Origin of the sequence: Chroococcidiopsis sp. [FACHB-1243], from assembly GCF_014696895.1 — a bacterium.
Classification (GTDB): Bacteria; Cyanobacteriota; Cyanobacteriia; order Cyanobacteriales; family Chroococcidiopsidaceae; genus Chroococcidiopsis.
Window position 1 is genome coordinate 39,211 of the sequence record NZ_JACJQX010000044.1, and the last position, 11,491, is coordinate 50,701.

Sequence of the window (11,491 nt, forward strand, 5' to 3'; positions counted from 1 at the left end):
GTAAAGATTTTTTCAAGCTTACCTACAAAATATTATGCACAAAAATAACGGCTGCAATCAAAACTATGATGAAATCTTAATAGAAATCCACTTGGATAGAATTCGCTACGAGAAGAAACCAAGCGAGAAGGCAGCGGCAGAAATCAACAATAGAGTTGCCCGTAGTCGCAGAAAGATTGACCCCAAGACTTTTGTAGAGAAAATATCCAACGGGCATTCTTGGACACCTAGTTACTTCTTCAGGAACAGAAGGACGGTAGGTAGTTGGGAGGGGATGTGGGTGATAGGTCAAGACTTTGATAATGGATTCTATTTAGAAGAAGCAAGGAGCAGATTAGCTGAGTTTGGCTTAGATTTCACTTTTGCTTACGCTACCTTCAGCGATACCCTACTCTGTCCGAAATGGCGGGGAGGGTGGATTCTGGACAAACCTATTACAGACAAGAAATTCGCAGAATTCCTCTTAAAACGTCTCTTACCGTATTTATTCCCAGAAAGTGACCCTGCTGCTCGTGATATCGCCCGTTTATTCTATGGTGGTACTCAAGCTTTGATAGAATACCAACCAAATGAGGTGCTAACAGAAGCTAAACTATACGAGGCGATAAATGGCTGCATCGCTTATGGGATAAGCCATTCGAGTGGAAATGAAAGACAGTTTTTGGCAAGTCTTCGGAAGAACCTCGAACCCTATAACAATATATATAGCCCTCAAGGTTCTCCCATAGATTTTGAAAATTCCATTGGCAAAAATCCTCGAAAGTCCTTTTATGACTATCTTTCGGACGATGTACACCCCTCCTTTTGCGCGAACGAGCAACCCGTGTTTGCTCACAATCTGGAGAGCGTGAAGAACTATGACTTTGATGCGGCTTGTGCTGACGTGAAGATTTTACGCGATTTGAAGGAAGGCAGGCAGCTTAGTTATCACGAAAGGATGGGACTAATATCGAATCTCATGTATATCGAAGGGGGACTGCTTTGGTTTCAACGATGCGCTGCCAACACCTACAATGACAGACCTACATCAACTGCTTTGATGAAATCATTACGAGAACGCCGTTACTATCCGATGCGTTTGGAGAATTTCAGCCCTTACCCAGAAGACCGCAGATTTCTAAACTTATTGCAGGTTAGAAAACGCCCTACCACCCCCATAAGACTACAGGAACCCAGAGCCACTATGACACTACAGCAAACAGAAGAAAGATTTAACAAAGAGTTTCAAGCAGCTCTACATGACAACAAAAATCACGTCTTCCTACTGCCCACAGGGTTTGGTAAGACCGAAGCACTTTTACACCTCAACAACGTAGTTCTAGCGTTCCCTACGCACGACCTCAAAGACGAGGTATCCAAGCGCATGATGGTGCGACACACCAAGTCTCTCGAACTACCTCACGACCTGCCTAGTGGCGCGTTGAAACACTTAAATTACCTTTACAAAATAGGGGCTTACGGACGCGCTCATTCTTTCCTGAAGACATTGGAACAAGAGTATCCTTCTGTTAAGGCTTACCTAAAAAGTTTTCACAGCCTTCATTCAAGCAGCATAACTACGCTTACCACGCATCAGATGTGCTTCTGGCACGAGTTCAAGCATCTTAATACTGTCATCTTTGATGAAGACCCACTGCGTTCGATGCTAGAAATCAAATCGGTTAAATTGTCCGACCTAGAAACGCTGTCTCGGCGAGTGCGCTCTCATCCAGACGTGCAAGACGGCATTCATCCCAAGGATGCACAAGTTTTAAAAGACTTCATTCAGATGGTGTTGAGTGGAATGTGTAACTCTGCAATCCTACGTCCGCAGTTTACCTTCTTTGACTACACGGCTATCGAGCGAGAAGTATCGAATAATCCTATTTTCGATTCCTGTATTCTGGGGCTTCTTGGTGCTGACTGTTATGCCGTTACCGAGCATGATAAAGAGCAGTACCTTAACGGAAAAGCCAAGGATTTACAGATTCACTACTTATCTAATCGAATTGGCACTCTACAGGGCTTGGAGCGCAAGAAGAAGCGTTTTATTGTCATGAGCGCCACTGCCAACGAATTTATTTACCGCAAGCTATTCGGTGATACTTTGGTATTTCACGATTTATCTGATGTGCAGCTTAAAGGATTGCTGCGGCAACACACCGAGTTTTCCTTCAGCCGCTATTCGCTTGCTACAGACTCCGACCGCAAGAAACAGGTTCTCGACGACATAAACGAGTCAGGTAAGAACGTGATTACTTTTGCCGAACACAAGCATTTGTTCAAACAGGCACTCGAAGAAATGCATTTCGGAAACGTCATGGGCTACGACTCTTACAAGGGGCAAGACCTAATCGTGGTAGGGACACCACACATCCACCCCATAACTTACATCCTCTATGCTCAAGTTCTCGGTATACACACGCAGCCGTCAGACTTTGCCATGCAGAATCGTGTTGTAGAGTATGGGGGCTTTAGATTCACTTTCCTTACTTACGCAAGCGAGGACATCCGCATTTTGCAATTCTTCTTCATACAGGAGGGGCTAACGCAGGCAGTAGGACGAGCGCGACTATTGCGAGAAAATGCAAGGGTAGACCTTTACTCCAACTTCCCGCTCAGGCAAGCGTGTATAACGCAGGAGGAGGAAGCTACAGTTCAGGAGCAGCAATCGTCACACACCCAAATAGAGGAGGATGTCTTGGCAGGCAAAAAGATGCGTATCGTACAATGCGCGAACAAGAGCTTCGTCAACCATACGGTGATTCCACAAGCTGATACCTTGGATAGGAAATCTCAGATTGTGACAGTCACAAGTTTAGTCAATTACCGCACGATAGACGTGCCTCTAAGCGGTCTTAAGACCATTACACCTGTCTTTACCACAAGCGAGCGTAAGACCAAGCACAGACTCACTTAAGAGTCGAATATCAATAGCCCACAGAGCATTTGATTCACACGCAGCATTAATTAGCGAGTTGTGAGTCATAGGTCAGCCCAACTAGTACGCTGTAGTCAAGCTGGACGAGGATGGCAGGTTGGTTAGAGAAAAATAGAGAGGTCGGTGGTTCCTCTTAGAAGCTCATTTATATATGTGTTAAGAAATACTGATACACCGTGTGCAGCAAAAATCAGTATAGTGGATGAAATGCATACGTTTGCTTTAAGTCGAACGTCTCCTAACGTATTCGATTACCTCACATAATCCTACAGGTTCTTACTTCGGCATCACCTTATGAAGTATTACATTGTCTGCGCTGAAGCTGAAGGGATTGAACTCTTTTGGACTGGCGGGCGTAACGCCTGCTGGACTATAAATGATGCCGATGCCTATTGTTACAAATTAATCTCTAGTGCCAGGGAAGTTTTGCAGCGGGAACACCCCTGTGTGATTACTGCCATGTGGATAGAGGAAGTTTAGGCGATTTTAGAGATGCTTCCCGACTAACTCGATTCTTTTTTTCAGCATCTGTACGTAAATGATAGTCGCCTGAATAAACGCAGCTCTTGCTTCCGATTGTGTTTCTGCAATCAGTATTATCAACTCTGGAGAATCATCCTTCTGTTCTAGCGCTACTTGAGTGTAGGCAAGTGATTCTTTTGCTTTTTGCTGAATCAACTGACCGCATTCCTCAATCAGTTGACCGTGTTCCAATGCTAATTGGTCGCTACGTTCTTGCAATCTCTTACCCCATTGTTCTACTTTGAGTCCATGCTCTTGTAGCTTCAGGGCGTGTTGCTCCAGCGCATGGGTAGAGATTGTAGCTTCAGACATGACGTATCGCAGTTAGACAGAAGTTGAACAGAAGTTAGACATTTCCTAGACTACCGAGATTATTCTTCGTCCAATTCGTCCAAAAGGATGAGTTGAATGCATTATCTTCATAACTCAATGAAGATAGCTGGGCTAATCTACTAGTTACTCCAGTTTTTCTGTTCTAGGGTCAACATCCTGCGGGAACACGAACAAATTCAATGACCCAGCTCTACGGGCAAGAAGAATAGCATTACCCAAGTGGTAGTGAGTAATCAGCAGCCATCTATCGTGTAAGCTGCCACAGTACAAGTAGACATCAACCGGAAATTTCGCCGTGTTTTCATTTAAAAGCGGTACTTGCCAGCGTGATTCCTCACCCACATTTGATACAACTCATGTGCTTTACATCACACATTTGTTGAAATGACAAGTACATTCATCTATCTTCGGTAAGAAAAAGCTATTCTTTTATTTTCTCAGCGTAAACCTTCATTGCCTTTATATGTAACTTCGTTGCAGTTGTATGGACTTCTACTGCCTTTCCGTATAACTCTGTAGAATGTCCATTTATTGTTCGTGCAGCTTGGGCGTACAGTAGTGATTCACGTCCTAATTCTTGGATGCGTCGCCCGTACTCTTTTATCAAGGAACCACAATCTCTTGTATTCTGGTCGCTCTTACTCTGTAAGGCTAGACCAAACTCTACCAATCTCTTACCGTGTTCCTGCACTTGGTTGGCGTGTAACTGCGCTAAGTGTATGCTTTCTTCTGAAATCTCATGCATTTAAAAGTAGCCCTCCTACCTTTTGTAATAAGAATGGTCTACTTTTTCTACAAGCATCTGCGGATATAGATTGATTGCAGAAATTCAACTGAAACAGTCAATCAGTGACTCATGGTTTCTTGGAAATTTGATGTATCACTTCCTTTTGTTGTTTAACAGCCTCAGATATGTCACGAGAGTTTCTTCTAATCGCTTTTATGGTGTAAAAGAAGGCTGCTATGGCTTCATCGTTGACGCTACCATACATAGCCTTTATAGCTGCTGCAACAAGCTGCTCGGGAGATTTTCCGGTTGCTTTTGCAGCATTAGCTAGCAACTCTAGGTCTTCCGGTTCTAGCTCCAAGACTAAAGTTTCTTTGTGCATTGATTATTAAAAGTTTGATTTTGTATTGGTTGAGCATTAGAAGCAGTCGGCTATAAAGTATAATTACTTAATTGCGATATGGCTGTTAAAATTGTTACAAGTCCCTAGCATCGCCTCTAAGCCTGCTTGTGTAACACCCTGGCTGTTTTCAAAAAACTGCCAACACACCTCTCACCCATCGGCATGAAGGGGTCATGTAGCATAAATTTCATAGCATAAATTTTCTCTCCCTAATGCATATAGGAGTCTCAGATACTCCATCCCCCCGTTACGCCACACAGAATTCTTCACGAAGCAATACTCATTCGTTCACTTCAAGCAACATCGTCTCTATTCTTTGATACATCAAGCTTTCTGCTCTAACCATTGAATTGTCATACTCAATCAATACTCATTGAGCTATGTGATACCAACAGAATGCTGATGTTGTAAGTATGTATCTTGAATCGATTCATGATACATTATGAGATTTTTCATTGGCTGAGCATGGCGATAATAGCCTCATACCAAACAAATACCCAAGAATTACAAGAATCTAGTCATCGCATTACACCAGCTAGGCAAACAACTAATCATTGAGTCTTACGTGTATCACAATAGGTAATCCATGTTTTGCTACTCAGCTAGATGTATTACTGATAAAGGGTTATACCTGTTATACAATACAGATATACTACTGATTGGATATTGAGTTAGATGTGACCAGACCATTTAAGAAACAAGCCAGTCGTTATATGTATACGTGGCATATTGACCCAACCATGAGGGCATTCGTATTCCACTTGGCTGGAAATGTCGAGCATTGCTCGGTTGCGTCGTTGTTATATCGAGCAGTTACGCATTACTCTCTACGAGAACACAAAATCAGCTATCACGAGTTTGCTAAGGATTTGCGCCTAGAAACGCCTGATGAGCTACGACTACAGGTTTTACTGAAAGACCAGCGTACTAAGTCACTGACGCAGGAGAATGCTGAGTTACGCTATCAGCTTCGGGAGTTGAAGCGGGAAAGAGAACAATTAATCAATGCAGGGTTTACGAAATCATGATTTCAGCAGCAGATTTAGTGCAACTTCAAGAGTTGGGTATAAGTGTTGATAACGAGCGGGTACAGCATCTCATCAGGTCTGGCTATCACTATGATTTTGACAATCGAAAATGGTATCACCCAGACAAATTCTACTCTGATGACAGTAACAAGACTAGCGAAGAGTTGGAGCAGGAGGTCAGGGTAGGTAGAACGCTGCCACCTCCATCGATAGTAGGCAGCATGAATACTGTGGTGCTAGACAGGGAGCGATATCAGCCAGCCTTTCACGATAATGCATCAATTAGGGAGCATCCTCGCTCAGATGAGCCACTTGTATCTCGCAGCGCCGAGCTTCAGAAGAAATTCAGCAGCCGCTATGCAAATGAATGGGACAGGCAAGCCCAAAAGCTGGAGATGATTCGGCGCTACAACATGGGCGAGAACCTGGAAGGATGGGTAGTGCGGCGCAAGGCTGGCGGTGGCAACTCCATCGATGACTATGAGGTGTGGTCGCCTGATGAGGTTTTGCAGATGCGCGTCCAAAGACAGCGGCTCATGGAGCGCGAGACAGCACGACAGCTACGACAGCAGCAACAACAGACTAGGGAGTTTGGCGAATCGGCTCGGATGGCAGAGTTCACCAAGATGCTCAAAGCCTTACCCAGGGAGGTGTTAATGCAGGTCATGCGTGAGGCTGGGATGGTTCAACAACAAGGAGGTTCGTCGAGCGATGTCTAAAAGTAAGCAAAACGACAATAACAGCGATGCCAATGTCAGCATGAGTCGTACCCGTGTCAAGCCGATGGGCAGGACTGACACTATCCAGATGGAAGACATTCCGCTAGAGCAGCAGCATTTATACCTACAAATCGGTAAGCGACTCTACCATAAAGCTGGTTTATCACCCGAACAGTTACGTAAGTTTGACACTCCAACAGTGGGTACTGATGGCGCTCCTGCCTGCGCGATACAACCGTTTTCTATTGGTGGAAATGTTCGAGTAATTAGTGATAATGTCCCTGCCTCAGAATCCTGACCTAAATTTTTTGGAGGATTTAAGTATATATGCCTAAAATTGTCCCACTTAACGAGCGCAAGATGATGCAAGAGCCGCCACCAAAACCTATACCTTTTTCAAGGATGGAGGAATTCAAAGACAGCAAGGTTATCACTCAGCGTTATTGCCTGCCTGAGCCAGTATTCAAAGAAGTTGCCAAGCTAAAAGATATTGACGCATTTTTATCGCAGGCAATCTTAGATTTAATTAATGACAGTCGTGGAGTGGTGCGCACGGAAGAGCCGAAGAGTAAAGAATCTTGGTACAAGACAACGCGAAAGGTTCAGCTTCAGAAGTGCTTGACCCAGAATTTCAAGCAGGTAGGTGGTAGCGTTGAGCATTATGTCACCGTGGAATCTACCATCCTCCGCAAACATATCCCAGTCGAGCCAATACTGAATATGGTTGAAGGTAAGTCGAGTACTATGACCAAGCATTGCAGTACCTTCATGATTAGCACCAGGTTATGGAACGAGTTCTATCGTCTGTGCGAATACTTCCAACTATCGCTCGATGACGGCATTCATCAAGCTGTGGACAGGGCATTCGACAAGATTTATGCCGCTCCCACCAACCCTAACGCAGAGCGGCTCAAGCGTTTTACAGAGCGCGAGGAGCGGTTGCAGGAGCAGATGGTCAAGTCTATTACAAAACGCATTAGCAAGAATTTGCCACAGGAGCCAGCATAATGTCTCAGGAGCAACAAGCGGTAACACAATCAGTACAGACGGCTGCATCCCTTGCACAAAAATACGGCGTTGAGTTGGGAGCGGAGTTGAGCGCCGAGCTTGCAAGTCCAACTGAATACTATCCACCCCAAGATGACCCTGGCTACATTCCCAACTTCTACGAGAATGATTTGTGGATGAACGTGCAGCCGCGAGAACAAGCCAAGCCTGTAGACACCCGACCGCAGCAAGAGATTGCTTACGAGCAATACCTAATCCAGAAACAAAAAGCCGAGCAGCCGCAAGAGCAAGCCGAGCAAGTCCAAGGAGCGAACGCTAGATTAGTCGCTAGTAGTCTCGAATATGGCTGGGAGACACCAACATTTCAAGCGTATCTTGATAGCGATGACGATGCATATATGAGTATGCGATTATCTCCCCAGCAATTACAGCTAGCTAATGAGGTGTGGGGACTAGATGAAGACACGGCTAAGGCTTACGTCTACCACCACAAACTAACGACTGAGGACTTGGCTCTGATTGAGATGGCTTTCACTGGTAAGCAGACACCTAAACCACAACTGCCTACAGACCAGCGGGATGAATATGTCAAACAGCAGCAGCCTCTCAGGGCTGAGGACGATGATTATGACGCGGAAGATACTAGCGAACCTTCCAGCCTTAAAATTGACCCCGCGCCGGATTACACTGCTGCTCTCGATAGCGTCAATTACATGAGGCGTGTCTATTTCTCGCAAGCCAGCGATGCTGAGTGGTCGTCCATCCTGAACGATTGCATCGATGAATTTGAGTCACTATCTCCACTGGAGCGGGAGCCATACGATAATCCTGCTGGGTTGTGGGCATTGCATCAGCGTGTCTCCTATCGCAGACAGCAAGCCCAGGCTCAGAAACAGGCTCAGCAACGACAGCAGCCGAGCCGACTCACTAACGATAATCCTAGAGGTTCGTCGAAGCGCAATATTCAAGGCTTTAGCAATTCCGCTCTGACCAAGCAAGGCAAGCTCAAACAGAGCTGGATTAATAGCTTGAGTAATGTGGACTATGGCAATAACGCTGACAGAATCACAGCTTGGTACGCTAGAGGGCTTGTGGACAGGAATGCTTAGAGCGGTCGCGCATGGATTATCGGATGACCGCGACCTTAGCATCGTTGTCTTAGGCTTAGGGGTTGCATTTATTTTGGAGAAGAGATGAAACGGGGAATCAACAGCAATAAGTTGCCGCACCAGCATCGCGCTATCAGGAGCCAGAGCTATAACCAGGTATCTAAAGAGACGTTGGCTGCTGCTGATAAAGCAATCCTGGTCATGCGCTTGAAGGATGCGCTCAAACATAACAAGTTCGTACCCATCAGCATTATCAACTCTTTGAATGAATCTGATTATAAGGAACTGTCGGGGCTGGTGGATGCGCTTCTGTCCAAGGGTCTAATCGATTACGCAAATTAATGGAGGTGGGTTATCACTAGTAATGCATTCAAGACCAACGAATCTTTCCGAGTAGTGGGAGCCATGACCAGGGTGGCGGTCAACACGGCTCAAACGATTACACTACCGTCTACTGCCACTGGTGTATTGATAAGTTTTGAGGGACAACCTGTGAGGCTCACGCTCGACGCGAGTACTCCCACTGGTACGAATGGATTTCTGTTGCCAGTTAACACTCTCTTCAGGTTCGACATGCACCAAGGTGGTGTGGTGAGAGTCTTAGAAAGTGCTGCATCAGCTTTTGCTAACTATCAATTCATCGTGACGTTGGGTTGATGAGCGAAAATAAAGATAGTAAAGATAGTAAAGATAGTAAAGATAGGAGTAAAAACTATGTCTAGAACTTCCAACAATGGCGACACCCCACGCCGCTACGAGATGCAAATCCCTGATTTCAAGCGCGACTCAAAGACAAATTGGAGTTGGGCTAATAGTAACGGTACTTCTAACCTTAATCTCAAGTTTGAGAGTGACTCTAACAACTCCAAACCACAGGAAGGTAAGCCGAAGATAGACTTTTAAAATTCTTCCAAGTCTTCCATATTTGCACCAGGGGGAATTTGATTGACCACAAATCCAGTACCCTTAATCCTGTATCTTTTGACTGGTTTGGTAGGTGGAGTGGTGGGGTCTACAAACACGTCTCCTTTTTCTGGAAATTGTTGCAGTTGGTGCGCTCTAATTTGAATTTCTGACATGGAAATTTGTTAGAATAGGTGTAACTCCACCTATATTTTACCTTTATATTTAATCGCTTTTTCTTCTCGTCGTCGTCCTCAATAAGCATATAATCTCCACATCCTCTTGCAGCCAAAACAAGGGGTTTTTTCTTGTTATTAAATACTGTTATACGTTGGCTCTCACGCTAAATTTGTGAATAATTTTTCAGCTTTGAGTTGCTGATAAGGTCGCGGTCATTAATGAACATTACAGCGACCGCTCCAATCAATGATTTCTTTACACACATCAGATATATTCTCTGCTGAAAAAATCTATGCTTACCCTATAGAATATCTAGGATATTCCAAAGTTAATCTTTGATAAATTTACACATCTCATATTTACTACAGCCATGTCCAAGAAGATAATCTTCGATGAGGCTGAGCGATTAATGAGCGAAGCTGAAGAGTGGATACACATCTGATATTGAGTCGTGTAAAAAAGCTTTGATTTGCGTGATAATCATTGATTTAAATCTTTGATTATCTCGAATTCACTCTAGCTTTACGCTCCGTCCACTGCCCCTCCGCCCCTGTGGTTGGGGCTACGGGTATCACTGATAGACTCCGCTAAGCTGTTCGCGAATTCTATGATTATCTATTTCTGGTTACTTCACGTCCAAACCTACCCACATGGTACAGGTCAATTGTGAGGATTTTGTGAGGATTTTTTCAGCCTTGAAAAGCAAGGATATTTTCACAGCACCATCAGATACACAGCTCTCCTCCATAGCCTTGACATAAGAATCTGGTACACTATCAGCCTTGCAACGCCTACACGCTATCTGTATTGTGTTATGCCCATTCATACCAACTCCAGAAAATTATAAGTGCAACGTCTCGGAGAGCGGGACTCCTAGCTAAGCCAAGAGTCCTTACACATCCTGTTACCTATCGTGATAGCGGACGTAAGCATCATCCACTAACTTTTCATGTACTGCCTTCTGAGTCTTCAGATTGAAATGACGCTGCAACCACAACAGTTTCATCTTATGTTGGTCAGACAACTCGGCTGGTCTACCCATACCTTTCACTTCAATTGGATGTACATCTGGTGTCGGTGTTGGTGTCTGCTCTAATAATTTCTCTAGAGCTTCAACGCCTTGCTGTGTCTGGGTTTGAGGTAATTCTACTTGTCTCACGTTGAGACTAATAGAACCGCTAGACTCCTGTGCTGGTATAGGTTTGATGCCTAGTCCGTATGTTTCATATCCATCTATGTAACGGAACACAGTAGCTCGACTCATACCCAGCACATCTTTGTTTTCCTCAATCCACTTATCAAACGTCTTACCCTTATGGTGTCTACTAGTCTTAGCTAACCTCTTGCGCGTATCATACAAGAACTTACCAATGAACATGTGTACTTCATAGAGTTGTTCTTCCATGATTCGTGCTTGGTGATGCCACTTGCCTATCTCTTTAGCTGTTAGCTTGGCTGGTTTATTGGACTTAGGAGCGGCAGCAAGGGCTTCTTCGTCACTCATAGTACAGTCTTGAGGTTGACGGCTGATGTAGGTCTTACTAACCAGAGCAGGGATTAGTTAACATAAAAAAGTAGCTAAGTCTGGAGTGTGCCATGAAACTCAAAGACGCTCGCCATATGTCAGCCTCTGCCCAAG

At 44.6% G+C, this 11,491-nt stretch carries 16 protein-coding genes; 10 read left to right on the forward strand and 6 right to left on the reverse strand.

All coding sequences use genetic code 11. From position 1 onward, the window contains the following. Positions 1-34 precede the first annotated feature (34 nt). Entirely contained in the window at positions 35-2,899 is a 2,865-nt protein-coding gene (locus H6G17_RS26135; RefSeq protein ID WP_192161495.1) for a hypothetical protein, read from the forward strand. Positions 2,900-3,214: 315 nt separating this feature from the next. Continuing rightward, positions 3,215-3,400, forward strand: coding sequence for a hypothetical protein (locus H6G17_RS26140; protein WP_192161496.1), 186 nt, complete (start codon positions 3,215-3,217; stop codon positions 3,398-3,400). A gap of 6 nt (positions 3,401-3,406) precedes the next feature. On the opposite strand, the gene H6G17_RS26145 is transcribed toward H6G17_RS26140, so the two are convergent. From H6G17_RS26145 to H6G17_RS26160, 4 genes are all read right to left on the reverse strand, one after another. Further along, the gene (locus tag H6G17_RS26145) at positions 3,407-3,754 is read right to left on the reverse strand and encodes a hypothetical protein (RefSeq protein ID WP_192161497.1); all 348 of its coding nucleotides are present in this window, start codon (positions 3,752-3,754) and stop codon (positions 3,407-3,409) included. 144 nt (positions 3,755-3,898) lie between these two features. After that, positions 3,899-4,117: a hypothetical protein gene (locus H6G17_RS26150; protein ID WP_192161498.1), complete on the reverse strand. Its 219-nt coding sequence runs from the start codon at positions 4,115-4,117 to the stop codon at positions 3,899-3,901. Between the two features lie 79 nt (positions 4,118-4,196). After that, the gene (locus H6G17_RS26155; protein WP_192161499.1) at positions 4,197-4,520 is read right to left on the reverse strand and encodes a hypothetical protein; all 324 of its coding nucleotides are present in this window, start codon (positions 4,518-4,520) and stop codon (positions 4,197-4,199) included. Between the two features lie 109 nt (positions 4,521-4,629). Next, complete coding sequence (locus tag H6G17_RS26160; RefSeq protein ID WP_192161500.1) at positions 4,630-4,884, reverse strand: hypothetical protein; 255 nt, start codon at positions 4,882-4,884, stop codon at positions 4,630-4,632. Positions 4,885-5,582: 698 nt separating this feature from the next. On the opposite strand from H6G17_RS26160, the gene H6G17_RS26165 reads away from it, so the two are divergent. The 8 genes from H6G17_RS26165 to H6G17_RS26200 all read left to right on the forward strand — a co-directional run bounded on the left by H6G17_RS26165 (position 5,583) and on the right by H6G17_RS26200 (position 9,672). After that, positions 5,583-5,933, forward strand: a complete 351-nt coding sequence (locus H6G17_RS26165; protein WP_192161501.1) for a hypothetical protein — start codon at positions 5,583-5,585, stop codon at positions 5,931-5,933. After that, on the forward strand, positions 5,930-6,652 hold the full coding sequence (locus tag H6G17_RS26170) for a hypothetical protein (RefSeq protein WP_192161502.1): 723 nt from the start codon (positions 5,930-5,932) through the stop codon (positions 6,650-6,652). Before H6G17_RS26165 ends, H6G17_RS26170 begins: the two co-directional genes overlap by 4 nt. After that, the gene (locus tag H6G17_RS26175) at positions 6,645-6,950 is read left to right on the forward strand and encodes a hypothetical protein (protein WP_192161503.1); all 306 of its coding nucleotides are present in this window, start codon (positions 6,645-6,647) and stop codon (positions 6,948-6,950) included. Before H6G17_RS26170 ends, H6G17_RS26175 begins: the two co-directional genes overlap by 8 nt. Positions 6,951-6,979: 29 nt before the next feature. Then, positions 6,980-7,660 carry a hypothetical protein gene (locus tag H6G17_RS26180; RefSeq protein WP_192161504.1) on the forward strand — a complete coding sequence of 227 codons (681 nt, stop codon included), beginning with the start codon at positions 6,980-6,982 and terminating at the stop codon, positions 7,658-7,660. Continuing rightward, positions 7,660-8,769: a hypothetical protein gene (locus H6G17_RS26185; protein WP_192161505.1), complete on the forward strand. Its 1,110-nt coding sequence runs from the start codon at positions 7,660-7,662 to the stop codon at positions 8,767-8,769. Before H6G17_RS26180 ends, H6G17_RS26185 begins: the two co-directional genes overlap by 1 nt. Positions 8,770-8,853: 84 nt before the next feature. After that, positions 8,854-9,111: a hypothetical protein gene (locus tag H6G17_RS26190; RefSeq protein ID WP_192161506.1), complete on the forward strand. Its 258-nt coding sequence runs from the start codon at positions 8,854-8,856 to the stop codon at positions 9,109-9,111. 63 nt (positions 9,112-9,174) lie between these two features. After that, the gene (locus H6G17_RS26195) at positions 9,175-9,426 is read left to right on the forward strand and encodes a hypothetical protein (RefSeq protein WP_192161507.1); all 252 of its coding nucleotides are present in this window, start codon (positions 9,175-9,177) and stop codon (positions 9,424-9,426) included. Positions 9,427-9,483: 57 nt separating this feature from the next. After that, positions 9,484-9,672: a hypothetical protein gene (locus H6G17_RS26200; protein ID WP_192161508.1), complete on the forward strand. Its 189-nt coding sequence runs from the start codon at positions 9,484-9,486 to the stop codon at positions 9,670-9,672. On the opposite strand, the gene H6G17_RS26205 is transcribed toward H6G17_RS26200, so the two are convergent. Continuing rightward, a complete protein-coding gene (locus H6G17_RS26205) occupies positions 9,669-9,848 on the reverse strand; it encodes a hypothetical protein (protein ID WP_192161509.1) in 180 nt (59 codons plus the stop codon). The two genes, H6G17_RS26200 and H6G17_RS26205, sit on opposite strands and share 4 nt — an antisense overlap. A gap of 908 nt (positions 9,849-10,756) precedes the next feature. Further along, a complete protein-coding gene (locus H6G17_RS26210; RefSeq protein WP_192161510.1) occupies positions 10,757-11,356 on the reverse strand; it encodes a hypothetical protein in 600 nt (199 codons plus the stop codon). Between the last annotated feature and the right edge of the window lie 135 nt (positions 11,357-11,491).